Source organism: Akkermansia muciniphila (assembly GCF_030848305.1).
Classification (GTDB): Bacteria; Verrucomicrobiota; Verrucomicrobiia; order Verrucomicrobiales; family Akkermansiaceae; genus Akkermansia; species Akkermansia muciniphila_A.
The window spans coordinates 739,885-764,211 of sequence record NZ_CP114598.1 but is presented as its reverse complement, the minus strand read 5'-3'; the positions used below and the strand labels follow the sequence as shown (position 1 = coordinate 764,211).

The 24,327-nt window shown below is 48.8% G+C and carries 19 protein-coding genes and 1 tRNA gene; 12 read left to right on the top strand and 8 right to left on the bottom strand.

What is annotated here, in order from left to right:
* Positions 1-23 precede the first annotated feature (23 nt).
* On the bottom strand, positions 24-1,043 hold the full coding sequence (locus tag O4G22_RS03385) for a beta-ketoacyl-ACP synthase III (protein WP_094136820.1): 1,020 nt from the start codon (positions 1,041-1,043) through the stop codon (positions 24-26).
* 121 nt (positions 1,044-1,164) lie between these two features.
* Positions 1,165-2,184, bottom strand: a complete 1,020-nt coding sequence (gene ruvB / locus O4G22_RS03380) for a Holliday junction branch migration DNA helicase RuvB (protein ID WP_012419681.1) — start codon at positions 2,182-2,184, stop codon at positions 1,165-1,167.
* A gap of 692 nt (positions 2,185-2,876) precedes the next feature.
* Here ruvB and O4G22_RS03375 point away from each other — a divergent pair.
* Both O4G22_RS03375 and O4G22_RS03370 read left to right on the top strand, forming a co-directional pair.
* Positions 2,877-2,967: transfer RNA gene (locus O4G22_RS03375), tRNA-Ser, on the top strand.
* Positions 2,968-3,168: 201 nt separating this feature from the next.
* Entirely contained in the window at positions 3,169-4,086 is a 918-nt protein-coding gene (locus tag O4G22_RS03370) for a toll/interleukin-1 receptor domain-containing protein (RefSeq protein ID WP_306702166.1), read from the top strand.
* Between the two features lie 393 nt (positions 4,087-4,479).
* Here O4G22_RS03370 and O4G22_RS03365 read toward each other — a convergent pair whose 3' ends face one another.
* Positions 4,480-6,000, bottom strand: coding sequence for a M60 family metallopeptidase (locus tag O4G22_RS03365; RefSeq protein WP_046436580.1), 1,521 nt, complete (start codon positions 5,998-6,000; stop codon positions 4,480-4,482).
* A gap of 362 nt (positions 6,001-6,362) precedes the next feature.
* Here O4G22_RS03365 and O4G22_RS03360 point away from each other — a divergent pair, with 362 nt between their 5' ends.
* Positions 6,363-7,622 carry a sialidase family protein gene (locus O4G22_RS03360; protein WP_306713930.1) on the top strand — a complete coding sequence of 420 codons (1,260 nt, stop codon included), beginning with the start codon at positions 6,363-6,365 and terminating at the stop codon, positions 7,620-7,622.
* Positions 7,623-7,729: 107 nt separating this feature from the next.
* Here the strand turns inward: O4G22_RS03360 and O4G22_RS03355 are convergent, their stop codons facing one another.
* A complete protein-coding gene (locus O4G22_RS03355) occupies positions 7,730-7,939 on the bottom strand; it encodes a hypothetical protein (RefSeq protein WP_179222836.1) in 210 nt (69 codons plus the stop codon).
* Positions 7,940-8,323: 384 nt separating this feature from the next.
* Here O4G22_RS03355 and O4G22_RS03350 point away from each other — a divergent pair, with 384 nt between their 5' ends.
* Positions 8,324-9,241, top strand: coding sequence for an IS1595 family transposase (locus tag O4G22_RS03350; RefSeq protein WP_306702163.1), 918 nt, complete (start codon positions 8,324-8,326; stop codon positions 9,239-9,241).
* A 102-nt stretch (positions 9,242-9,343) separates the two neighbouring features.
* Here the strand turns inward: O4G22_RS03350 and O4G22_RS03345 are convergent, their stop codons facing one another.
* Complete coding sequence (locus tag O4G22_RS03345; protein WP_306702162.1) at positions 9,344-9,967, bottom strand: porin family protein; 624 nt, start codon at positions 9,965-9,967, stop codon at positions 9,344-9,346.
* 161 nt (positions 9,968-10,128) lie between these two features.
* On the opposite strand from O4G22_RS03345, the gene O4G22_RS03340 reads away from it, so the two are divergent.
* Positions 10,129-10,485 (top strand): hypothetical protein, encoded by a 357-nt coding sequence (locus O4G22_RS03340; protein ID WP_306702161.1) that lies wholly within the window; start codon positions 10,129-10,131, stop codon positions 10,483-10,485.
* Between the two features lie 498 nt (positions 10,486-10,983).
* On the opposite strand, the gene O4G22_RS03335 is transcribed toward O4G22_RS03340, so the two are convergent.
* Entirely contained in the window at positions 10,984-12,024 is a 1,041-nt protein-coding gene (locus tag O4G22_RS03335; RefSeq protein ID WP_306702160.1) for an IS1595 family transposase, read from the bottom strand.
* A 169-nt stretch (positions 12,025-12,193) separates the two neighbouring features.
* Here O4G22_RS03335 and O4G22_RS03330 point away from each other — a divergent pair, with 169 nt between their 5' ends.
* The 5 genes from O4G22_RS03330 to O4G22_RS03310 all read left to right on the top strand — a co-directional run bounded on the left by O4G22_RS03330 (position 12,194) and on the right by O4G22_RS03310 (position 17,205).
* Entirely contained in the window at positions 12,194-14,050 is a 1,857-nt protein-coding gene (locus O4G22_RS03330) for an HsdM family class I SAM-dependent methyltransferase (RefSeq protein ID WP_306702159.1), read from the top strand.
* Positions 14,047-15,117, top strand: a complete 1,071-nt coding sequence (locus O4G22_RS03325; protein WP_306702158.1) for a restriction endonuclease subunit S — start codon at positions 14,047-14,049, stop codon at positions 15,115-15,117. The genes O4G22_RS03330 and O4G22_RS03325 overlap by 4 nt, the downstream gene beginning before the upstream one ends.
* A gap of 382 nt (positions 15,118-15,499) precedes the next feature.
* Positions 15,500-15,991, top strand: a complete 492-nt coding sequence (locus tag O4G22_RS03320) for a hypothetical protein (protein ID WP_306702157.1) — start codon at positions 15,500-15,502, stop codon at positions 15,989-15,991.
* Positions 15,992-16,000: 9 nt separating this feature from the next.
* Positions 16,001-16,636, top strand: a complete 636-nt coding sequence (locus tag O4G22_RS03315; protein ID WP_306702156.1) for a hypothetical protein — start codon at positions 16,001-16,003, stop codon at positions 16,634-16,636.
* A 233-nt stretch (positions 16,637-16,869) separates the two neighbouring features.
* Complete coding sequence (locus O4G22_RS03310; protein ID WP_094136982.1) at positions 16,870-17,205, top strand: DMT family transporter; 336 nt, start codon at positions 16,870-16,872, stop codon at positions 17,203-17,205.
* 67 nt (positions 17,206-17,272) lie between these two features.
* On the opposite strand, the gene O4G22_RS03305 is transcribed toward O4G22_RS03310, so the two are convergent.
* On the bottom strand, positions 17,273-19,207 hold the full coding sequence (locus tag O4G22_RS03305; protein WP_306702155.1) for an NAD(+) synthase: 1,935 nt from the start codon (positions 19,205-19,207) through the stop codon (positions 17,273-17,275).
* A gap of 257 nt (positions 19,208-19,464) precedes the next feature.
* Between O4G22_RS03305 and O4G22_RS03300 the strand changes: the two genes are divergently transcribed.
* Both O4G22_RS03300 and O4G22_RS03295 read left to right on the top strand, forming a co-directional pair.
* Positions 19,465-19,956 carry a methyltransferase domain-containing protein gene (locus O4G22_RS03300; protein ID WP_297667428.1) on the top strand — a complete coding sequence of 164 codons (492 nt, stop codon included), beginning with the start codon at positions 19,465-19,467 and terminating at the stop codon, positions 19,954-19,956.
* Between the two features lie 114 nt (positions 19,957-20,070).
* Positions 20,071-20,850: a PP2C family protein-serine/threonine phosphatase gene (locus O4G22_RS03295; RefSeq protein ID WP_094136829.1), complete on the top strand. Its 780-nt coding sequence runs from the start codon at positions 20,071-20,073 to the stop codon at positions 20,848-20,850.
* Positions 20,851-20,979: 129 nt separating this feature from the next.
* On the opposite strand, the gene carB is transcribed toward O4G22_RS03295, so the two are convergent.
* Entirely contained in the window at positions 20,980-24,174 is a 3,195-nt protein-coding gene (gene carB, locus O4G22_RS03290) for a carbamoyl-phosphate synthase large subunit (protein WP_306702154.1), read from the bottom strand.
* Between the last annotated feature and the right edge of the window lie 153 nt (positions 24,175-24,327).

Sequence of the window (24,327 nt, the reverse complement as noted above, 5' to 3'; positions counted from 1 at the left end):
ATGGGGGAGTATGAAAAAGAATATTACCAGCGGATAACGGCGGCGGACCAGGTAAGCCCGGCGCCGAACGTGACCAGGACGACATTGTCTCCCTTGCCGAATCTGCCGGAACGGCGCGCTTCGTCAAAGGCGATGGCGACGGCGGCCGCGGACGTGTTGCCGTACTTCTCAATGTTCACGAACACCTTATCTTCAGGAATGGAGAGGCGCTGCGCTACGGCGTTAATGATGCGGAGATTGGCCTGGTGGGGAATAATCAGCTGAATATCGTCCGCCGTGAGGCCGGCGCGTTCAATGACGCTGGCGGCGGAGGCTTTCATGCGCGTGACGGCATGGCGGAAAGTCTCATTGCCGCGCATGGCCAGGGTGGCCAGGCGTTCATGGGCGTTTTCCGCAGTGGTGGGGCAGCGGGAGCCGCCGCCCGGAATCTGGAGCAGGTCATGCAGGGAGCCGTCCGAACCGATATCCGTGGCAAGGACGGAGCCTTCCCCCTCTTCCCCTGTGGAGGCCTGGAGCACGGCTGCCCCGGCGCCGTCCCCGAACAGGACGCAGGTGCTGCGGTCCTCCCAGTTGACGACGGTGGAAAGTTTTTCCGCGGCGATGATGAGCGCCGTCTTCATCTGGCCGGTGCCGATGTACTGGACGGCGGTCTTCATGGCGAACAGGAAGCCGGAGCAGGCGGCGGAAATGTCAAAGGCGGCGGCATTCTTGGCGCCCAGGGCATCCTGGATATAGCAGGAAGTGGAAGGGGTGAACGTATCCGGCGTGATGGTGGCGACGATAATCAGGTCAATATCCTCCGGCTTCAGCCCGCAGGATTCCAGAGCGCGCTGGGCGGCCTTCGTCCCCATATGGGAAGTGTACTCGTCAGGGGCGGCGATGCGGCGTTCCACAATGCCCGTGCGTTCAATAATCCATTCGTGGGAAGTGTCCACCATCTTTTCCAGATCCGCATTGGTCAGGCGGCGTTCCGGAACATAGGAACCCGTACCGATAATCTTGACGGGCAGTCTTTTAAAGGGAGTATCAGAATGTGCGGCCATAGCTTTGGGCGTATGATGAACAGAAAACGTCCTGACGTTTTATGTGGAAACAGTCTAAAAGAAAGCGGGCCTGATGACCAGCACAAAACGCAGGACTCCTTCCATGCCGTAAATGAATGGCCTACAACAGCCACCCCTGGCCGTTGGCGGGCGGCGCGGCTCCCATCTTGAGATAGGCGGAAGGCATCGCCACGCGCCCCCTGGGGGTGCGGCTGATATACCCCTGCATAATCAGGAAAGGCTCGTGCACGTCCTCCAGCGTGGAAGCGTCCTCCCCTACGGCCACCGCCAGGGAGGAAAGGCCCACCGGGCCGCCGTTGAATTTGTAAATCATCGCTTCCAGCAGGCGCTTGTCCATCTCGTCCAGGCCATCGTCGTCAATCTCAATCATGGTCAGGGCGTCGTGCGCCAACTGCTCCGTAATCACGCCGTCGCCGCGCACCTGGGCGTAATCCCGCACCCAGCGCAGCAGGGAATTGGCCACGCGGGGCGTGCCGCGGGAGCGCAGCGCGATCTGCAGGGCGCCCTCCGGGTCCACGGGCACGTTCAGCAGCCCCGCGGACCGTTCGATAATGGCGCACAGCTCCTCCCGCGTATAATAATCCAGTCGGTTCACCAGGCCGAAGCGGGAACGCAGCGGGCTGGTCAGCATCCCGGCGCGGGTGGTGGCCCCCACCAGGGTGAACTTGGGCAGGTTGAGCTGGATGGAGCGGGCGTTCGGCCCCTGGTCGATGATAATATCCAGCCGGAAATCCTCCATGGCCGGGTACAGATACTCCTCAATGGCCGGGTGCAGGCGGTGGATCTCGTCAATAAACAGAATATCCCCCTTTTCCAGATTGGTCAGCACGCCGGCCAGGTCTCCCGCCTTTTCAATCTGGGGGCCGGAAGTCGTATGAATGCGGCAGCCGACGGCATTCGCGATAATATTGGCAAGCGTCGTCTTCCCCAGGCCCGGGGGACCGCTCAACAGGATGTGGTCCAGCACGTCGTCGCGCTGTCTGGCGGCTTCCACCATCAGCATCAGGCGGTCCTTAATCTTCTCCTGCCCGCAGAACTCGCTGAAAGCGGGTGGTCTGAGGGACAAATCAAAAGCGGAGGAGGGGGCCTCCGTGGTGCGTGTGTAAAAGGACTCTCCCATGCGCAGGACTAGCAAACCTGTCTTTGGGGCATCCGTCAAGGGGGAAGTGCGGTCGGGAAACGCCTTTTCCGGGACATGCCGGAAGCCTTTGGCCTTTTTTGAGGACGGGAGGAATGCGGAGCCGCGGAAATGATGATACTCGGTGAAACGGCATGTTCTGCCTTCTCTTCTTACAGTGTGGATTCCCATTTCTGCCGCGTTTTCCCGGAACTCCCGGACCCCTGGGCTTCCGGAATCTTTCAGTCTTCTCTTCCCGTCTCGCTCCTGAAACTTCTCAAACGGCTGCCGGTCAATCCTGGAGCCCGGACGGAAGCAAGCTTATCAATAGAGGTTCTTACCTGAACCTTGCCCGATTGCCCGGAAGCCGTAAAGGTGGAGAAAGAGAAAAATTTTATTTGCTCTGCGGGCAAAACAGGACAGGGGGAGGAAATCTGCCATGCCCTCATGGATGATTTTTGTGAACCACGGAAACCTGTCCTTTCAAAACTTTTCAAAATACGCTTCGTTTCTGCTTATTCCTGTTGAAAACTTCCTCGTGCTGCCGAGGCGCTTTTCATCCTTTTCGAGCAACTGCCGGAAACGTGAAAAAACTCGGGGAAAACGGAAAATTCCTTCCGAATGAAAAAAAGATTGCCAAACCTCTCTTCTGCCGTTATTCTATCCCTGCTTTCCTATCTAGCACAATCTCCAACGGGCAGGTGTCAGAGTGGTCGAATGAGCACGCCTGGAAAGTGTGTGTACCGCAAACCGGTACCGAGGGTTCGAATCCCTCCCTGTCCGCCATTTTATTCTTTTTAAAACCTTGCAAAGCTCTTGATTTTGCAAGGTTTTTTCATATCGTGATTGCGCAATATTTGTCTGTTTTTGCAAAAAAGTATATATTAGGTCGTATTGATTTTTTAAGGTCATAGTTAGACTAAAAAACTATCGTAAAATGTTTTAGAGTCAGAACACAAGTTATAAATTAATTTAATATTAATAATTATGTCATGTCATCCTAAGGTTTTTATTTCTTATTCTCATGATGATGAATCCCATAGGAATTGGGTTTTAAAATTGGCTACCCATCTAAGAAGTCATGGAGTCGATGTTATTTTTGATCAATGGGATTTGCGTTTAGGGTATGATTTGCCTATGTTTATGGAGCAAGGATTATCTTCATCTTCTCTAGTTGTATGTATTTGTTCTTCATTGTATATAGAGAAAGCTGATATTGGTAAGGGAGGAGTAGGTTATGAGAAAAAAATATTGAGTGCTAATCTTGTGGATAACGTAAAATTAAATTATGTTATACCTTTGATTCGTAATAATATTAAAGAAAAACTTCCTATGTTTTTAAGTGGGTCTTTATATATAAATTTTAATGATGATGATAAATATTATGATTCGTATAGAAAATTGTTAGAGCGTATTTATGACGAAGATATAAAGAAAAAGCCGTCTTTGGGAGAGAATCCTTTTCAAAACAATGATGTTTCCCAAGAAGTAAGTCTAAATTTAGCGTTAGATAAGATAAAATACATAAATCCTTTATTCGAAGGAAGAGTGTTGTTTGATTATAAATCAAATAACGGTATTTATACAATTGGAGAGGGGGATTTTTCTTTTGTTACTGCTTGGTCTGAACGTGGAAATAATTCTATCTATTGTTATAAGGATAAAGTTAAACGAATTGGATATAATTCAAATTATAGAGAATTTCCGCTGTTTGATGAAATTAGATTTTTTGATTTTAGTTCACGAACTCGATCAATTAATGTTGGTGAAGTAGTGGTTTTAGAAAATCGTTTTAATAATTTTGTAGCGATAAAAGTTAAAAAAGTTATTTGTAAAAATGAATGTTCTAACCATCTTTTAGAATTTGAATACAAGATTTATTATCCAAATTCTCTTGTGGAATAAAATTGTTTTCTATGAATTATTTATTTTTATAAATTTGAAAATTTTAAACTATTTTTGATTTTTACTCTCCTTTATTTCACTGTACCGAATCATTTGAGAACAACATTTTCAAAACATTCGAGAATTGAAATCAAACAGGGATAGGTTGCCAATTGGGAGTTTTTGATCTGGTGGGAGGTATCGTACCGTTTGCTGTGCCCCGTATAATGGGAAATATCTTACGAGCAAAATAAAAAGGGTGGAATCAGCAATGATTCCACCCTTGGTGAGGGAGTTTAACCTCTTAATAATCTTCCATTATCAAAAATGCTTTTAAAACAATTGAACTTAGGCTCCTGTTTTTCTTACCCGTTCGCAGCATATTTGATGATGGAAAGGAATTGCCGAATTTCGTTACTCGCTTAATTCGGTGATGTCGGTTTCAGGTTTCGGGTAGCCTTTGTCGGCAATCCATTTTTTCGTTTCCGCCGCCATTTCGGGGGTGACGTTAAAGTCGTATTGGGCATAGTCACCGATGTGGAATTTTCCGGGCTTGAAGAATCCCCATTTCTCAAAGAAGTCCGTCAGGTCGGTTTTTGTGACGTCACAGCATGCCTTGACGAATTCGAACTGGTATTTAACGGTCTCGTTTCCTCCGTAGTTTCCCGCGTTGTTGCGCAGGTACTCCATGACGTCAGGATAGAAGTCGGGGTGTCCGTTTTTGGTAAAGTAAAGATGGAGCTGCCACAGGGGAACCAGCTTGTTGAAAACGTCCTTGGATTGCAGGTAGGCGATTTCCCCTTCGATGATTTCCTTGCGCGCCTTGTCGTAGCTGCCCTGGCGCTTCAGGCGGCTTTCATTGCCTGTTTTGGCTGCGGCCTGCAGGGAAAAGATGTTGTTGCTGACTTCCGTCATGCCGCCCCAGGTCATCGGGCGCATTTGCATGACGTGTCCTACTTCGTGGGAGAATCCCCAGCAGGCGTCGCCCTTGAGAACGTTTTCAGGGTCGGTGACCATGCGCATTGTCCCGTCGTTTCCGAGGTAGGCGACTCCATCTCCGTCGCGGAACATGTAGTAGTTGAAGTTCACGCGGGCCAGGACGCGGTTTTTCGGGATTTTGCCGTATTTATCCAGGCCCATCAGCTGGTATTGGATGCCGATGAGTTTGTCATAGGCGTTGATGAGTTCGGTTCCGCGGTCTTTGGTGAATTTTTTCAGGAATTCTACGGGGTAGGCAACCTGGATGTATTTTCCCCGGGCATCCATGATCGGAGAGACGGCCTGGTCAAGCAGACGAACCCAGTCCTTGTTGGTGTCGCCCCGGGTGGTGTCAAAGTAGCCGTTGGCTTTGCCGGTCACGAAGTGGACGGGGATTTTCGGTGCCTTGCCGGCGTCTTCGGTGAAGTAGCTGATATAGGCGTTGGCGGGCGTTTCCACGTCAATGATGTTGATTCCTTCCTTGAGCGGAATCTGCTTTTTGTGCAATCCCCAGCCATTGGGGTCTTTTGTGGGCTGCACTCCTTCGGCCGGCTTGCGCATCAGGTTCGGCAGCAGGAGGCTGATTTCCTGCCCCTCCGTCTTGCCGACCAGGACGACATGCCGCCCTTTTTCCAGATAGACGCCCGTCATGTTGTCGTACTTGCTGAATCCGTCGCCGATTCTGAGATTTTTCCCCGTCTGGCGCGGTGAGGGGAGGGCCCGGTATTCGGCATACAGGTAGTCCGGCTTGTAATGGCCCGCCAGGATTTTGGCCGCGAGTTCCTTCATCGCGTCAGACTGGAAGGCGGAGGTGTCTTTGACATCCGGCTTCAGGGAGGTGCAGGAGGAGTCTTTGAACAGTTTGAGGTCGTTGCCGATGTGTTCCGGCGTGTTGGCGGCAAATGCCGCTGCGAGCGACAGCAGGGGCAGGGATAGTAATGGAAGGATTCGGTTCATGACAGTACGGGAAGCAGGTGGTTCCGTGATGTTACAAGATACAGGTTCCGTTTTCTTCTTCTTTCACCATTTTTCTCTTGATGAATAAATAGGCAGGCAGTTTGTCCGGAAAAAGGACGGGCGGTTGATGTGTGGAATGGCTTTGGCATTGAGGCAGGGATTTTTTTCAGCCGATTCACGTTTCCGGATATTTCCCGGTTCCGGCGGGCGCTTTTCCGGATTGCCGTATCCGGATGAGGACGTTCTCTGCTGCCGTGCTTGAGCTTTGGGCCGAAGCCTTCCGGCGTTTCCCGGCGGCGGTATCGCGTTTCTGCCGCGTGTTTCTCTTTATGTCCCTTTTTCTCTGGTCTTGGCGCACATGCATGACATGGTTGTTGTACGGAGGGGGAAAATGGAATAAGGTGAAGAGGATGATGAATTCCGTATTCAAGTGTTTGATGAGTGCCGTATGCGCCGTGGCATTGCCGGCGTTCGGGCAGGAAGAGAAAACCGGTTTCCCTACGGACAGGGCTGTGACCGTATTCAGCGCCGGGGAGGGCAATCCCTATGCGTCCATCCGCATTCCCGCCCTGCTCAGTATCGGCAAGGGCCAGCTCCTGGCATTCGCCGAAGGGCGGTATAAAAATACCGACCAGGGGGAGAACGATATTATCATGAGCGTCAGCAAGAATGGCGGGAAGACCTGGTCCCGTCCCCGGGCGATTGCCAAGGCCCATGGCGCCACATTTAATAATCCGTGCCCTGTTTATGACGCCAAAACCAGGACCGTGACTGTCGTGTTCCAGCGTTACCCTGCCGGGGTCAAGGAGCGGCAGCCCAATATCCCGGACGGATGGGATGATGAAAAGTGCATCCGCAATTTCATGATTCAGAGCAGGAACGGAGGTTCTTCCTGGACGAAGCCGCAGGAGATTACGAAGACGACCAAGCGTCCTTCCGGAGTGGATATTATGGCGTCCGGCCCGAATGCGGGAACTCAGCTGAAGAGCGGCGCCCACAAGGGCCGTCTGGTGATTCCGATGAATGAAGGGCCGTTCGGCAAATGGGTGATTTCCTGCATTTACAGCGATGACGGCGGCAAGAGCTGGAAGCTGAGCCAGCCGACTCCCAATATGAAAGGCATGGTGAATGAGACGTCCATTGCGGAAACGGATAACGGCGGCGTGGTGATGGTTGCGCGCCATTGGGGCGCCGGCAAATGCCGCCGCATCGCGTGGTCCCAGGATGGCGGGGAGACCTGGGGGCAGGTGGAAGACGCTCCGGAGCTGTTCTGCGACAGTACCCAGAATTCCCTGATGACGTATTCCCTGAGCAACCAGCCTGTTTACGGCGGCAAAAGCCGCATCCTGTTTTCCGGCCCCAGCGCGGGTCGGCGCATTAAGGGACAGGTGGCCATGAGCTATGACAACGGTAAGACCTGGCCGGTGAAGAAACTGCTGGGCGAGGGAGGTTTTGCCTATTCCAGCCTCGCCATGGTGGAACCCGGCGTCGTCGGGGTGCTTTATGAGGAGAACCAGGAGCATATTAAAAAGCTGAAGTTTGTTCCCATTACCATTGAATGGCTGACGGACGGGAAGGATGCGGGGCTGGCTCCCGGCAAAAAAGCTCCTGTCCTCAAATAGAGGAAAGTCAGCTAATACGTTTTTCCCTCCCGGAGGTGTTTCCGGGGGGGGGGAATTGAATTGCTTCTTTCCGTAGCGGAGCGTTATGGAAGAAAGAAGGTCGGACTTTATTGCCTGATAGCCTCAAAGGCGGGAGGAGCAGCGTACAGGTGGAATGGATTTTGAAGTAACTCTTTGAAGATGATATTTTTGGAAAGGATGAATCCCAGTAAAAGTGGTGTTGTCCGGTTTGCCGATAATGTTTTGGATACCGCCTCGTCTTTTCCAACCTCTCTTAAATTGAAATCAATGGACGTTAGCTGTGCTTCCGTATCCATTGGTTGAGAATGCGGCATGCTGGTCGTGACAAGCCTTGACTCTGCTTCTCCCAGGCAGAAAGACCATCCGGCGCACAGGTACTGGGATGTGGGGCGCTTATCCATGTAGTGGCCGCGATTCCCGTGGAAGCCATGTTCCGGTCAGAATGATGGCGGCAAGTGAATAATGAATAGCCATAACGGCGCCAGTATCACATGGCTGCGGTTTCCGTCTCAAAAATGTTTGAGACGGTTTGAAAGAAGAAGAACCATTTTCCTAAAGCCGGTGAAACAGTGTGCGTCCGTATTTCATACGGGGTCATAAAAAATCGGAACTATATACTTTAATCTTGTAACTCCTCCATAATCCATTACACTACTCCTAGAAAAAGAAAGGAGTAGAACATGACGTACCGCGAATTCATTGAAAAATTCCCTGATGATGAGAGTGTGGCAAAATATCTCATTGAAAAACGGTTTGAGGGAAAAATAGTTTGCCCATTTTGCGGGAAAACGGAGAAGGTTTATCACGCTCACTATAATTGCCGCAATGCCTATTGCAACAACTGTAAGATGGAATTCTCTATTTTCAAGGGAACCATTTTTGAGGAAACAAGAATGCCTTTAAGACATTGGTTTTATGCTATTAATATGGTTTGTTTGTCTAAAAAAGGAATTTCAGCCATGCAATTGAAAAGGGAGTTAGGTGTTTCTTATAAAACCGCTTGGAGGATGATGCACAAAATTAGAAGTGCTATGGCAAAAAGAGAGGTAGGAGAAACTTTTGAGGCAATTGTAGAAATTGATGAAACCTATGTTGGAGGAAAACCCCGGAAGAAGAATGAACATGGGGATGATGACGACTTGCCGAAAAATCCTAGAGGAAGAGGGACGGCTAAAGTTCCTGTTATTGGAGTCAGGGAAAGGGGAACTGGGAAAGTTCATGCCGTCGTTGCCAATAGGAATGAAGAAGGAAAACAATTGACGGGCAAACAATTGTTCAATGTCCTTAGCAAGGTTTGCAAACCTAATACCAAAGTCATGACTGACCAGTTTAAGGGCTACAATATTCTGAACTATCCTAACAATAAGAATCTTACCCGCATCATGATTGACCATAATGTCATGTTTAGTGCGGGCAATGGGGTTCACACTAATGGAATTGAAAGCTTTTGGGCCTTACTGAAAAGAGGTATTCATGGGATATTTCACCATGTTTCTCTTAAACACCTACAGAAATATGTGGATGAATTCTGTTTCAGGCAATGTTATAGGAACGAGAATGAAGCTTTTGAAGTTTTGATGGGCTTATGCTGGAAATGAAAAGCCGCCACCCTGCAAACAAGATGACGGCCTAAGTCATGCAAATCAAAGAATCGCCCCCTTCTCCGAAAGGAAGGAGGCCAGTTAATTCACCGCCGAAAGTTAGAATGACCAGCTAAAGCCAACTGTGATAAAGTGGTATGGGTCAACATCTGACCAGTATTTCGTTATTTCATATCCAATAACGATGTCTGTTTTTTCTGTAACAGCAAATTTGAAACCGATTAATGCCGAGTAAGTTCCACTAGAATCAGACTCAGATACTTTTCCTCCACCTCCAGAGAGTTCCTGTTTATAATAATGAAGGCCTATTTTGCCGCCTAAATAGAAAGTGGCAGAATCAGATAAGGGGACATTAAAAGAATATCCAGCGGTAAATGGGAATACCTGTTGTTTCCATTTCAACTCCCCTTCGTAGGTTTTAGAACCTGTAAGCGCGCCGAGATTGAAAGATAATTCATGGAAAACAGAACCCGCTGGAATGTTAGCGTGAAGTCCTAATTGGGCACCGTACAGGTCTGGCATATCTATTCCATAATCATTCCCCGAATGGAATCCGTACATTCCTCTAATGCTCATTCCAAAATTGGAATCATACCGTGTTGAATATGCGGAACTATAATTCCCTCCCATTCTATAATAGTTCCAAGGGTCACTAGAGGCGGCCTGTGCGGTACATGAGAGGCCCATAAGCCCCAAACTGGTGATGATGGTTTTCGTGTTCATGATGTTTTTAGGTTTTGGATTTCTTAGAGAGGACAAAGAATTATCCTAATGAGATATAATATTGTCCAATAAAAGAGCTGTTATTATCCTAATAGGATTTTGTCAATCATAAATAACCCGGATTCTTCCATTTGCCCTCCTGATAGGAGAAAATTACCCGCATGGACGAGAAACGCCCGCTGGATATTCAGACTTTGGGAAGGTGGTTAGAAGAGAACAAAGTGTCTCGCACCGAACTCGCTTCCTCCCTAGGTCTAGCCAGAAGCACCATTGATAACTATTTCTCCAAGGGCAGTATTCCGAAACACGTCCAGATTCTGATTTCCCGCTATATGAAAGGACGGGAACCTGCTTCCAACAATGACTTTGTTTCTCAACTGAGCGTTCCTATCCCTAACAAAATTCTCAATTTGGCCGTTCGGGCGGCGGTTCAGAAAGACATGAGTGTTGAGGAATTTGTGGTGTGGGCCACAGAAGGGGCGGCGAAGAGAATTGTGGAAGAGAATAAGTGTAACTAGAAAGAAAGGCTTGAAAATGATAGCTATCTAGGTATCTAGGGGCTTTCAACATTTAGGACTCCTTGTGCCATCTAATGAGTGCGGATTATCCTTCGGAATTGGAATCTCAAATCGCCGTTCGAATGAAAAATTCTACCCTGAATGAAGTGGTCAAGCGGGCCGTCAAAGAAGGGTTGTCCGTGGAGGAATAGATTTTGAGGGCGGTGAAAGAGAGGTTAGGAAGGAGTAGAAACAACTTTTTTTAGGCTCTGTCCTACCAAATAGGTGCAGGATTACTAGATAATCCAAGCGTTAGGTGCGAGATAACAGACAAATACAAGTAGCAGAAAAGTCATTCCTTGGTTGGGAATGACTTTTCTGAATTCTAATCTCTAACTAATAATCACGCGCTACCGTTGCCATCTCAGAGAACATTTCCTGTTTCTGAATTTGCTTCTTTATTATCTCTTTGATTACTTCTTTATTATCGTAACTCATACTCTTATTATACAGTAGTTCTCAAGCAACCATAGGAATCACAGGACGGTCACTCACTTTTGTTCTCTTGGTGAAACACTTGACCGAACAAATGTGATTGGTAAGAATTCTTACCTTCTCCGTGTAAGTCTCTTTGGCGTGATTGGCGAAGTTGTTATAAACCAAGTAGCCATTCAGATGTTTTGTGGAAACTCCGTTGAAACGGTCAATAAAGCCCTTCAGTCGGCTGTGATAGGAGTTCATACGCTGAATGTTGTAAAGACCATAGGAACTCACACTCACACGCTCCAAACCCTTGTTTGCTGCCAATGTATCATAAGCAGTAGCACCATCTGCACAAAGGATTGAACCCTTGGAGATGTGACCGCTGATAACAGAGGAGATACCATCATGGGAAGCCTTACCTAATCCACTAATCTTGGAAACGGACAGACCAGAACGGTTAATAGCGCACGGAACACAGACTTGCTCACGAGATAAACCACGCTTTCTGTTCCTGTGGAGAATGGAAGTACCACGCTTACGCTTCTTTCTATCCACGCTACCATTCTTGAACGCTTGACGGTTGCCCTTGTAACTCACACGGAAGTAGGTCTCATCGGCTTCAACGATACCAGAAAGGCTAACACCGTCCATAATACCCACGAGGCTATCACAGAGTTTGTGTCTCCAAAGGAAAGCGGTATTCTTGTTGATACCACAGATTTCAGCGGACTTACGAACAGAGAATCCATGGAGGAAGCAGGAGATAAACTCTTTCCAGACGGAGAAGTCCTTTTTGGAGTAGTAGAGAACACCGTTAGTGGTAATGGAGAACTTTTTGTTACAATGAAAGCAATAGAAGCGAGGACGACCGTTCTTCTGGTATCCACTTTTTCTTACGCCTTTTCCTTTTGCTCCACAATGAGGGCAAACGATACCATCGGCAAGTTTCGTATCAACAATAAACTTGAAGTCAGAAGGCGATGAATTAGCAGTAACAAAGTCAATAAACTTCTCTCTTTCTGATACAGAGAGCGACTTGAACTCTTTGATTAACTTTGTTATGGCTTCGTTCTTCATAATTCCTTTTCTTTACAAAAGAATTATACGCTATTGAAACAGTATTGTCAATAGAATTCTAATATGTTATGAGAAAAATTAGAAGAATTCCAGGTTTTTAATAACAGTTTGACAGTAAGTAAGAACAGTGTTATAATATGAAGAGTAAGAGGGTTAAGCAGGAAGATTTATGCGAAGTATTGATAATGAACAGATTGGAGGGGGTAGCAGACTTTCCAGAAACCGAGTTGATGTAATTGCCTCGGTTGGGCGAACTCAGTTACAAAGTAATATTGAGAACGATGAGTGGAGTTACAATGAACTTCTGAAAAAGAAGAAGATTGACAGAAATTTGGTGACTGTCAATGGGACAATTCATAAGAATCTGGATTTAAGATTTGCAGATGACCGAGTATCTGTTCTCATTGAAACAAAACAGAATTATGATACTTGCCTAGATGCAGCAATGCAGCAATTGCAATGCTATGTAGAATTTGAAAAGGTTTTAGTTAGACATAATCGCATTATCGCCATTCTTGCTAATACTAACGATAATCGCATCATGGTATGGCGAGGAGATGTTTGTGAGGAAAATTTCTTAAAGGAAGAGACTGAACTGCGCTCATTTAGTGGTTATAGAGAAGTCTTCTTTGGTAGGGAAAATAACAAAGATAAAGTAATTCGTAGTACATATGAATTAAATGAATTACTGCATGGATTGGGAATTGAAGAAGCGTTACGAAGCCAATTTGTTGGAACATGCCTACTTGCATTAAAACGCCTTAAACCAGAGGAGTTTGATTATAACCGCTTAACAACAAAGGCAATTATTGCTTCAATGGAGGATTGTTTGGAAGGTCTGCTTGAACATAATCTCCATAAAGGTGAGAAGTTAGCGCGATTGAAGAATAATATCCTTGAAGCACAGTCGGTAAAGAGATTATCAAGCGAGAATTTTATTGAAATTTTAGATAAGATTAAGAAGGAAATCTTACCATTTATCAATGATAAGACCAGTAGAGGGCAAGATATTCTTAACCTTTTCTTTACAACCTTCAATAAGTATGTGGGCAAGAAGGATAAGAATCAGGCGTTCACGCCCGACCACATCGTTCATTTCTTGTGTAAAGTAGCTAATGTCAATAGAAATTCACGAGTTCTTGACCCTTGTTGCGGAAGTGGTGCTTTTTTGGTAAGAGCATTGACAGAAGCGATTGATGATTGCAATGGAAACATCGCCGATGAACAAAAGGTGAAGAAAGAGCAAATATATGGCATCGAAGATGAAGACTATGCCTTTGGATTATCTACTACGAATATGTTAATTCATGGGGATGGTAATTCAAATGTGATAAAGGCTAACTGTTTTGAGCGGGAGGATTGGATACAGGATGCTCAGATAAACACAGTTCTAATGAATCCCCCATATAATGCCCAACGCATTAAATGTCATCCAGCCTATACAAAAAAATGGAGCAAAGGGAAGAAGAAAGACGAAGACCCAACAAAAGGCTTCCACTTTGTTGAATACATTGCTAATACAGTGGGTAAGGGCAAATTAGTTGCGTTGCTACCAATGGCGTGCGCTATCGGTAATGATAAGGAGATTCGAGCAATTAAGGAACGGATGCTACAAAAACACCATTTAGATGCGGTATTCTCTTTACCTAACGATGTATTCCATCCTGGTGCTACTGTGTGTGCCTGTTGCATGGTATTTGATTTAGGTGTTCGTCATGAGTCTGCACCTATCAAAGAGACTTTCTTCGGTTACTTTAAGGATGATGGATTTGTAAAAAGAAAGAATTACGGGCGAGTAGAAAAGGAAGAAGGATTATGGAATAAGATAGAGGAACATTGGCTTGACTTATATAGGAAGAAACACAGCGTGGAAGGCATGTCCGCAGTAAGAAAGGTAACAGCAGATGAAGAATGGCTATGTGAAGCATATATGGAAACAGACTACTCTCAACTGCAACAATCTGACTTTGAAAAAGTGTTGAGAGATTATATTGCATTTCAAATTCAAACAAGTAATGCATTATGATAAAATACAAAAAGTTCAAGATAGGTCAATTATTTGATGTTGAATTGTCAAAAGGGGACTTGAAAGAATCACATACGATTTCGTCACCAGAAACAGGTTACATTCCATTGGTGTCAGCAGGTGACACTAATAATGGTGTTGTGGGATATGTAGACGGCGTAGGAGATGGGAAAGCACAAATGTTTCCTGCAAATGCTATAACAGTAGATATGTTTTGCAAGGCATATTTCCATTCGCAAAAATTTTATGCAGTTTCCCACGGGAGGGTAAACATTCTTATTCCTCGTTTTCACATGAATGTTTATAAAGGATTGTATCTTTGCTCCGTCATAAACGGCGAGCGTTATCGTTTTAATTATGGGCGAGCAGTATACAGCAGTGTAATTAAGAGATTGGAAATTTCATTACCTGTGAATAATTGCGAAGAGCCAGATTGGGAATACATGGAAAGTTATGTAAAAGAACTTCCATCATTAAATGTCTGTTTATCCAAATTAGACAATACAGCATCATGTCATAATAGCGACCCGCTTTTGAAAATAAAACAATTGTTAGTTAGAGAGAGGGGAGAGAATGAACTATTACGAAGTATAATACAGTGGAAGAAGTTCAGAATTGGAAGTTTGTTTCATTTACAAAAAGGCAAACGTTTGACTGATGCTGATAAGGTAGAGGGCAAGTTACCATTCATAGGAGCAATAGATAGCAGTAATGGCGTATCTGCCTATATTGATGAACAGCCTATACATTCAGGAAATGTAATAACAATAAATTATAATGGGTCGGTAGGTGAAGCATTTTATCAGCCTGTTCCATTTTGGGCTTCTGATGATGTCAATGTTCTTTATCCTAATGGATGGGAATTGAACCCTGCTATTGGTCTTTTTATCTGCACGGTAATACGTAATGAAAAATACCGTTTTTCCTATGGTAGAAAATGGAAATTAGACCGCATGGAAGAATCTGAGATATGGCTTCCGTCAGACAAGCAAGGGAATCCAGATTGGCAATACATGGAAGATTACATTAAGTCTCTTCCTGCTGGCGATAAATTAGAAAATTTGTAAAATTGTTACAATAAAAATCCCCACTGTCAATGACGATGGTGGGGAGATTTGCTTATGAAGATTGTGAGTGGGCTGCACCTAACGCTTGGAATGAGATACATTCCTGCACCTATTTGGTAGGACAGAGCCTTTTTTTATTTGTTAGAAGCTATTTGAGACATAAGGAAATACCACTGGCATCAGATGAACGGATAGCATTCAATAAGAGTCAAATCCAACAGGAATAACAGGAACAAAATGCTATCAAATGAAATTGCTAAAGAGTGTAATTTTTTAGAGAGCAAACATTCTAAACGTCATAAAAATAACAGGAAAAGCTTGACTGTCTTGGAGGAGAAGTTACGCTTGTGTGGTCACATTTTTTGATACCCATGTAATCATCATGTCTGATAATATATATAAAGTCTATGTTGAAGCTATGAAAAATGTAGCTGATAAGCGTCATTTTTTCAATGATTCAACAGGTGATGCCAAGGTCGTATTGACTGAATTTATTAATTCAGCAGAAAATAGTGTTCGTATCTTTGCTCGTAGTTTAAATCATGAAATTTATAATGATTTTGAACTCGTTTATGCTATTAAAAAAGCTTTAGATAGAAATGTATGTTTTGATATTATGATTCAAAAAGAGAACCCTGACAAAGATAGTTCTCTTTTGGTTTCGTTATTGGAAGCCCCTATATATGCCAATCTTGTTTCTTTTGAAAAAAATAAAGGTGTTGGTCTGAATCATAATATATGCATAGTAGACTCTAATAAATTCCGTTTTGAATATAATCCAGATGAGAGAAAAGCAGAGGCATCTTGGAACGACGAAGCTACTACGCATAAGCTTAATAGTCTTTTAGACTCTATCAAAAATATAGCTTGCTAATTTTTAAGAATGTTGACGAAAAGATTCTATTGGACTGTATTTTTGTGTAGCCTGTTGTCATTATTTTTAATTTTTTGTATTGCCTTGTGTATAGAAAAGGAGCATTGCCAAGGTAATGGTTATCGTTTAGCAATTTTACAAACGGTAATCACTTTGTGCACATTGACTTCTATATTTACAGCGCTTACAGAAGATGGGAAAAAAGCCCTTCATGATAAAATTTTCAATAAAATTAAATCAGAATTTACTCAAAAATTAGGAAATAGATTTCCCGCTAATATTAGAGAAGATGTAAATTCTGAAATTGAAGGAATAGTTTCAGCCGTAGTCATGAAGGTGAGGAAAATTGCTGTCATACTTTCTATTATTTCTATTCTTGCGTCAGTGATGCTTATACATCGCGATTGTACAGATTGTGAAGCATATTATTTATCATGGATTCTTTTCTTTCCTACAGTTTTTATCTGTATTAGTTATTTTGAATTTAGGTTAATAAAACAAGAGAATATTGGTAAAATTATAGAATTCGAAATATCTGAAAAAATAGAAGATAAAATAAATTTGAATAATCCTAATTCTCAATCCATATTAGAAACAGAAATAGGGAAATTAGAGAATGAAATAGCGAATCTACAGCAAACGTAAAAACCTCTATAGAAATTTATTTGCAAAAAGGCTCCTTCCAAAAAGAAGGAGCTTTTTTATTCCTCTTCCTACGAAGTAGGAGAGGGGTAACAAGACTAAAAGGGATAATTCCGCAAAAAATTATTGCCTTGATCGGAAACGCCGGGCAGATATTCTGCAAGGCATCCGTTGCCCTTGGAGCTTTTTCCGTTCGGGAAGGCCGGCGAGCGGAAGGTGATTTCCCGTTTCAATATATGTCCTGGATTTATCTGGTGTTGGCCGGTCTCTGCGAGATCGGGTGGCCTCTGGGTTTCAAACTTTCTCAAACGCCCGGCACAGGGCCCGGCAAATTCGCCGCCTGCATCGCCTGCTCCGTTTTCAGCATGGTTCTGAGCGGTTTTCTTTTGTGGCTTGCCCAGCGGAGCATCCCCATCGGTACTGCTTATGCGGTGTGGACCGGCATTGGCGCGCTGGGAACGTTCCTGATTGGCATTCTGTGGTTCGGGGATTCCACCAATATCTGGCGCATGCTGGCGGCCTCCTTCCTTCTGATAGGCATTATCGGGTTGAAGCTGGCCCCCGGGCATTGATGCAGCCTTTGGCATCCTTGCCGGGTTCCGGGAAAAGCCGGTTCCGCAGCTTTCCGGATAGGAGGTCTCAGTAGTGGGAGATGGCTTTTTCCCACACGGTCCCGCAGGCGTCGGAAGGCATGCGCCAGTCCCCGCGCGGGGAAAGGGAAATGGTGCCCACCTTGGGGCCGTCCGGCATGCAGCTGCGCTTGAATTGCTGACGGAAGAAACGGCGGATGAAGATGCCGAGGCAGCGGCGGATGAAGTCCGGCTGAAATTCGCCGCGGAAGGCATGTTCCGCCAGGTACAGGATTTTATCCGGTTCCGCCCCGTATTTGATGAAGTGGAAGAGGAAAAAGTCGTGCAGGTCGTAAGGCCCAAGCACGTCTTCCGTTTTCTGTTCAATGGTGCCGTCGTCCGACGGCGGCAGGAGTTCCGGACTGACGGGGGTGCTGTTGATGTCCGCAAGGGTTGCTGCCAGTTCCGGGGATGATCCTTCCGCGATGTGTTCAATGAGGCAGCGTATCAGCGTTTTCGGAATGGAGCAGTTGACCGCGTACATGGACATGTGGTCCCCATTGTAGGTGCTCCATCCCAGAGCAATTTCCGACAGGTCCCCTGTTCCCACGACCAGCCCCCCGATTTTATTGGCCAGATCCATCAGAATTTGCGTGCGTTCGCGGGCCTGGACGTTTTCATAAGTGGTGGTACGTTCGGCGGGGTCGTGCCCGATGTCGGCGAAGTGCCGGAGGCAGCATTCCGAGATGGGGATTTCCCGGAGTTCCACGCCCAGAAGGCGGCACATGGTTACGGCATTATCATGGGTTCTGTCCGTGGTGCCGAAGCCGGGCATCGTCACGGCCAGAATGTCCGAGGCCGGCCGCTTCAGCGCCCGGCAGGCGCGGGCGCTGATGAGCAGGGCCAGTGTGGAGTCCAGCCCGCCGGAGATGCCGATGACGAGCCGTTGCGCGCAGGTATATTCCATTCTTTTGGCCAGACCTGCCGTTTGGATGGAGATGATTTCCTCACACCGTTCCCGGCGGCGGGACGGAGAAGGCAGGAAGGGCCGTGCCGGGTTGAAAGCGTATTCCAGGCCGGGCGCTCCGGGAACCTGTTCCGGCAGGACCAGATGCAGGGCGTTCCCGGCGGGGAAAAGGGATTTGCTGTCATTGAAGGAGCTTTCAGAGAGGCGCGCCGCCTCCAGCCGTTCAAAATCCACGTCCGCAAAGATGAGGGTACTTTCCCTGCAGAACCGTTCCCCCTCCGCTGCTGGCCTGCCGTTGTCCGCAATGAGGGAATGGCCGCCGAATACGGTGTCCGTGGTGGATTCATGCACACCTGCGGAGGAAAGGACATAGGCGCAGAGGCATCTGCCGCTCTGCTGTCTGACCAGTTCCCTCCTGTATGCTGCCTTGCCTGTGAGTTCCGTTCCTGCGGAAGGGTTGAGAATGGCTCTGGCCCCCAGAAGAGCCAGTTGGGAACTGGGAGGAATGACGCTCCACAGGTCTTCGCATATTTCCACGCCAAAACTGAAGGGAGAGGATTCTTCATGAAAAACGATTCCCGTCCCGAACGGGATACGCATCCCATTGACTGTGACGTCCTTCACCCCTGTACCCAATTCCTTGCCGGAGGTGAATTGACGCTTTTCGTAGAATTCCCGGTAGTTGGGGAGCACGGTTTTGGGCACCAGCGCCAGAATGCGGCCGGACTGAACTATCGCCGCCGTATTGTACAGGGCGTCTTCATGAAGGAAAGGCAGGCCCACCACGGCAATCGTGCCGGAGCCTTCCGTGGCTTCCGCAAAGCGGAGCAGACCGTCCAGGGCCGCTTTCCTCAGGTTCGGCTGGAAAAAAAGGTCTCCACAGGAATAGCCCGTAATGCACAGTTCCGGGAAAACGACGGCCGCCGCCTGCTGTTCCGCGGCTTTCCGGAATCCCTCCGTAAGTTGGTTGACATTGTAGTCCACATCAGCCACGCGGAGCTGGGGGACGGCGGAGGCAAGTCTGTAATATCCGAACATGGGCGGCGCTGTCTGAAAAATGAAACCCGCAGATGCTCGTTTTTCCCGTAGTCAGGACGCAATCCGGGAAAGGCGGGCCTGATCCGGATACTAAAAGTTCATGAAGGACTTGTAAAGCCATCTGTAGGGGCTGCTCCGCCCATGTTGCCGGGGAATGAGCAAGGAACGCAATCTTTCCCGCCTGCCTTTCTGCATGACGGTCACCGGGCAAGGAGGAATCGGAGAGACGGCTGGCTGCTTTTCCCCATTTTCATTCCGTGAAGGGAACGGCGGAGCGCACCGGGCTCCCCGGAGCTTCGGTGGATCTGGTGACGGCGGCGCAGTCATTCCACTGGTTTGACGCCGCCGCGTTCAAGAGGGAATGCCGCCGTATTTTATCCAGAGGCGGCAGGGTCGCCCTGATTTGGAACTCCAGGGTGGAAGACAGTCCCGTTGTCCGGGAGGAAGGGGATATCCACCGTCTTTACTGTCCGCGCTTTGATGGATTCAGTGGCGGCCTGGCGACGTTGACGGACAGCATTGGAGCGTTTTTCAACCACCGTTTCCGGGTATTCCGCTTCCCAAATGATTTGTCCTACACGCGGGAGCAGTATCTCCGCCGCATGATGTCCGCCTCCTATGCCCTGACGGAGGGAGGGGAAGAGCGGTCCTCCTGGCTGGACGCCCTGGAAAGGTTGTTTGACCGGTTTGAAACGGAGGGACGCGTTACGGTTCCGAATGAAACTGTGGTGTATCTGGGGAGCGGCTGAGGATGCGGCGTTCATTCATGGCCTCTGGAAAAAGCATTCCAGAAATCCAGTCAGGTTTTTTTGACATTCTTTCTTTATTCCGGCGGCTGTGCTGTAGTATAGTATTTCATTATCATGATGCAGCAGTCTTTTTATCAAGGGTCTTTTCAGGTTTCCGGATTGTGTGGAGACCAAATTCTGGGCGCCCGCGAAAACCAGCAGGATTCCTTTTCCATTCTGACCGGGGATGATTCCCTGTTGCTGGTATTGGCAGACGGCATGGGAGGGTATACTGGCGGAGAACTGGCCAGCCGTGCGGCCGTGGAAGGATTTTCCAAGGCGTTTAAACGGGAATTCCCCACTCCCGGAGAAAGAATGAAGTCCGCGGTGGACGCCGCGAACGAACAGGTATGCGCTGTCCGGAAAAAAGGAGGAAAGGATGAAGAAATGGGAACGACGCTGGTAGCGGCCTGGATAGGGAAGGATGGGCTACGTTGGGCCAGCGTGGGGGATTCCCTTCTTCTACTCATCCGGAAAGAAAAGATATTGCTGCTTAATGAGCTGCATCAGTATTCCTCTGAACTGGACCAAATGGCGGATGAAGGGATTATCAGCCGGGAGGAAGCTTTGAACCATCCTTCCCGGAATTTTTTGACCTCTGCCCTGATGGGGGAGGAAATCCCTTTGGTGGATTTGCGGGAGGATTGCTTCCCGCTGGTTCCTGGAGACCGTCTTCTGGTCGCCAGTGACGGTGTAGAGTCTTATCTGCAATCCCTGGAGCCGGCGCGAATACTTTATTTATCCATGCTTCCCGCAGCGGAACTGGTATGTTCCATCCTGGGCGGTATTAGCCGCGAAAACTCCGCTGACCAGGATAACGCCACGCTGATTTGTGCGGAAATAGCGGGAATGTGATTTATGCCTGCGGCGCGGGGAAGAAGAGAGGAGTGTCTCCAATTTCTCGTTTTTACGTTAGCCTGATGATGAACAATGCCCCGCATGGACCATGCGGGGCATTGTTCAAATAGAATGGATATTTCCCGTTCAGGAATGGTATTCCTGGAGGGAACGGGGTGATACCTTCACGTGCTGGGCGGAACGGATGCCCTCCACCGTAGCCCTGGCTGCGGCGATGGTGGTCATGTACGGAATCTTCTTCTGAATGGACTGCATGCGGATGAAAGAATCGTCAATCATACTGGTGCGGTCCACCGGAGTGTTGATAATCAGGTCGATCTGCTTGTTGGTGATCATGTCGCCCAGATTCGGGCGTCCTTCATGCAGCTTGTTGACCACTTCCGTTTCCACGCCCTGGCCGCGCAGGTATTCTGCGGTGCCGCCGGTGGAGACGATCGTAAAGCCCAGGGAAATCAGATCCCGGGCAATGGGTTCGATGAACTTCTTGTCCCGGTCGGAAACCGTGACGAGCACCTTGCCGGCGGTAGGCAGAATGCAGCCCGCAGCTTCCTGGGCCTTGTAGTAGGCCATGCCGAAGTTGTCCGCAATGCCCATGACTTCGCCCGTGGCGCGCATTTCCGGCCCCAGTACGGGGTCCACTTCCGGGAACATGTTGAAGGGGAAAACGGCTTCCTTCACGCCGATGAAACGGCAGGCGCGCGGCTTCAGGCCCAGCTCCTTGAGTTTCCTGCCCAGCATGATTTCCGTGGCGTAGCGCGCCAGGGAGATTCCCGTTACCTTGGAGACGATAGGCACCGTGCGGGAGGCGCGGGGGTTGGCCTCAATGATGTAAACCTCATCGTTGCAGATGGCGAACTGCACGTTCAGAATACCCTTTACCTGGAAGTCCTGGGCGATTTTGGCGGCATGTTCCTCAATGGTGCGGATGTGCTTGGGCGCGATTGTCACGGGAGGGATGGCGCAGGCGGAGTCTCCGGAATGGATGCCGGCCAGTTCAATGTGTTCCATGACCGTGGCTACAAAAGTGTCCGTGCCGTCGGCCAGCGCATCCACTTCCGCTTCAATGGCATTGTCCAGAAAACGGTCAATCAGCATGGGATATTCCGGGCTGACCTGGATGGCCTCCACGCCGTAGCGCTTCAGGTTTTCTTCGTCGTAAATGACTTCCATGCCGCGGCCGCCCAGCACGAAGGAGGGGCGCACCATGACCGGGTAGCCGATGCGGCGCCCCAGTTCCACGGCTTCCTCCAGAGAGCGGGCCGTGCCGCTTTCCGGCTGGCGGATATTCAGGGCGATCATGCGTTCACGGAAATATTCGCGGTCTTCCGCCAGACGGATGCCTTCCGGCTGGGTTCCCATGATTTTCACGCCGGCGTCCTTGAGGGCCTGGGCGATGTTAAGCGGGGTCTGGCCGCCAAACTGGACGATGACGCCTTCCGGCTTTTCCTTCTCGTAAATAGCCAGCACGTCTTCCACGGTCACGGGTTCAAAGTACAGCTTGTTGGCCGTGTCAAAGTCCGTAGAAACCGTTTCCGGGTTGCAGTTCACCATGATGGATTCATATCCGTGGTCGCGCAGGGTGAAGGCGGCATGCACGCAGGTGTAGTCGAATTCGATGCCCTGGCCGATGCGATTGGGACCGCCGCCCAGAATCATGATTTTCTTTTTGTCGTTCACGGGAACTTCGTCCGCCGCGCCGCTGTAAGTGGAGTAGTAGTATTCCGCGTGTTCCACGCCGCTGACGGGCACGATGCGGAAGGTGGCCGTGATGCCGTCTTTTTGCCGGCGGCCACGGACGGCCTTTTCAGGCACTCCGAAAATCTGGGCCAGATATTTGTCGGAAAAGCCCATTTCCTTGGCCTGGCGCAGGGTTTCCGCGGAAAGGGAATCCCAGTTCTGCCCGTCCAGGGAAAAGTCAAAGTCCGCCAGTTCCTTCATCTGTTCAATGAAGTACGGAGTGATGCGGGTCAGCTTAACTATTTCCCCTACGGTCACGCCGCGGCGCAGGAGCTCATAAATCTGGAAGAAGCGTTCGCTGTTGCCGTAGGTGATTTTTTCTCGCAATTCCGGGGTGGAGAGGGCTTCCAGCTTTTTCACGCGGCCCAGGCCGGCGCGCCCGATTTCCAGAGAGCGTACAGCCTTCTGAAAAGCTTCCTTGAAGTTCTGCCCGATGCTCATTACTTCGCCCACGGCTTTCATCTGGGTGCCCAGCTTGTCGGCCGCCTTGGGGAATTTTTCAAAGGCCCAGCGTGCGAACTTCACGACTACATAGTCGCCGTAAGGTTCGTATTTTTCCAGAGAGCCTTTGCGCCAGTAGGGAAGTTCGTCCATCGTGACGCCGGAAGCCAGCTTGGTGGAGACGGAGGCGATAGGGAAGCCGGTGGCCTTGGAAGCCAGAGCGGAGGAACGGGACGTGCGGGGGTTGATTTCAATAACGATGATGCGGTTGTCTTCCCGGTTGTGGGCGAACTGCACGTTTGTTCCTCCCGTGACGCCGATGGCGTCCAGAATGCGGTAGGAATAATCCTGAAGCTTGTCCTGCACTTCCTGCGGAACGGTCAGCATGGGCGCCACGCAGAAGCTGTCTCCGGTGTGCACGCCCATGGGATCCACGTTCTCAATAAAGCAAACGGTAATCTTCTGTCCCTTGGCGTCGCGGACGACTTCCAGTTCCAGTTCCTCCCATCCCAGCACGCATTCTTCCACCAGCACCTGGTTGATGAGGGAGGCGGCCAGGCCGCGGGGGACCACCTGGCGCAGTTCTTCCACGTTATAAACGATGCCGCCGCCCGTGCCGCCCATGGTGTAGGCGGGGCGCAGCACGACGGGGTAGCCCAGCTCGGAAGCCACCTTTTCAGCTTCCTCCACGGAATAGACGGGTTCGGACTTGGCGACCGGCACGCCGATCCTGTCCATGGTTTCCTTGAAAATGATGCGGTCTTCGCCGCGGGCGATGGCTTCCAGGTCCACGCCGATGACTTCCACGCCGTACTGTTTCAGGATGCCTTCCTCATGCAGCTTGGAAGCCAGGTTCAGGGCCGTCTGGCCGCCCAGGTTGGGCAGCAGGGCATCCGGGCGTTCCTTCTCAATCACGGCCGTGATGCGGTCCACGGTCAGAGGCTCAATGTAGGTGTGGTCCGCCATGCCGGGGTCCGTCATGATGGTGGCGGGGTTGGAATTCACCAGAACGACGTCGTAACCTTCGGCGCGGAGGGCCTTGCAGGCCTGGGTGCCGGAGTAGTCGAACTCGCAGGCCTGGCCGATGATGATGGGGCCTGAGCCGATAATGAGGATTTTGCGGATATCTTCGCGTTTTGCCATGGTATGATGCCTCTATGTGGTCCGTGGTGGTTAAAAATAAATGCCGGAAACAAGGTCCGCCCAAGGTGCGTTGCCTCTCCGCTCCGCATACCCGGCGCGTGACCTGACGCACAGTACGGGACGCCGGAAGATAAGTCCAGACAAAACAACAGG

Coding starts and splice junctions, on each gene's coding strand:
- O4G22_RS03385 (WP_094136820.1), bottom strand. CDS start 1,043: ATGGCCGCACATTCTGATACTCCCTTTAAAAGACTGCCCGTCAAGATT.
- ruvB (WP_012419681.1), bottom strand. CDS start 2,184: ATGGGAGAGTCCTTTTACACACGCACCACGGAGGCCCCCTCCTCCGCT.
- O4G22_RS03370 (WP_306702166.1), top strand. CDS start 3,169: ATGTCATGTCATCCTAAGGTTTTTATTTCTTATTCTCATGATGATGAA.
- O4G22_RS03365 (WP_046436580.1), bottom strand. CDS start 6,000: ATGAACCGAATCCTTCCATTACTATCCCTGCCCCTGCTGTCGCTCGCA.
- O4G22_RS03360 (WP_306713930.1), top strand. CDS start 6,363: ATGACATGGTTGTTGTACGGAGGGGGAAAATGGAATAAGGTGAAGAGG.
- O4G22_RS03355 (WP_179222836.1), bottom strand. CDS start 7,939: ATGGATACGGAAGCACAGCTAACGTCCATTGATTTCAATTTAAGAGAG.
- O4G22_RS03350 (WP_306702163.1), top strand. CDS start 8,324: ATGACGTACCGCGAATTCATTGAAAAATTCCCTGATGATGAGAGTGTG.
- O4G22_RS03345 (WP_306702162.1), bottom strand. CDS start 9,967: ATGAACACGAAAACCATCATCACCAGTTTGGGGCTTATGGGCCTCTCA.
- O4G22_RS03340 (WP_306702161.1), top strand. CDS start 10,129: ATGGACGAGAAACGCCCGCTGGATATTCAGACTTTGGGAAGGTGGTTA.
- O4G22_RS03335 (WP_306702160.1), bottom strand. CDS start 12,024: ATGAAGAACGAAGCCATAACAAAGTTAATCAAAGAGTTCAAGTCGCTC.
- O4G22_RS03330 (WP_306702159.1), top strand. CDS start 12,194: ATGCGAAGTATTGATAATGAACAGATTGGAGGGGGTAGCAGACTTTCC.
- O4G22_RS03325 (WP_306702158.1), top strand. CDS start 14,047: ATGATAAAATACAAAAAGTTCAAGATAGGTCAATTATTTGATGTTGAA.
- O4G22_RS03320 (WP_306702157.1), top strand. CDS start 15,500: ATGTCTGATAATATATATAAAGTCTATGTTGAAGCTATGAAAAATGTA.
- O4G22_RS03315 (WP_306702156.1), top strand. CDS start 16,001: ATGTTGACGAAAAGATTCTATTGGACTGTATTTTTGTGTAGCCTGTTG.
- O4G22_RS03310 (WP_094136982.1), top strand. CDS start 16,870: ATGTCCTGGATTTATCTGGTGTTGGCCGGTCTCTGCGAGATCGGGTGG.
- O4G22_RS03305 (WP_306702155.1), bottom strand. CDS start 19,207: ATGTTCGGATATTACAGACTTGCCTCCGCCGTCCCCCAGCTCCGCGTG.
- O4G22_RS03295 (WP_094136829.1), top strand. CDS start 20,071: ATGATGCAGCAGTCTTTTTATCAAGGGTCTTTTCAGGTTTCCGGATTG.
- carB (WP_306702154.1), bottom strand. CDS start 24,174: ATGGCAAAACGCGAAGATATCCGCAAAATCCTCATTATCGGCTCAGGC.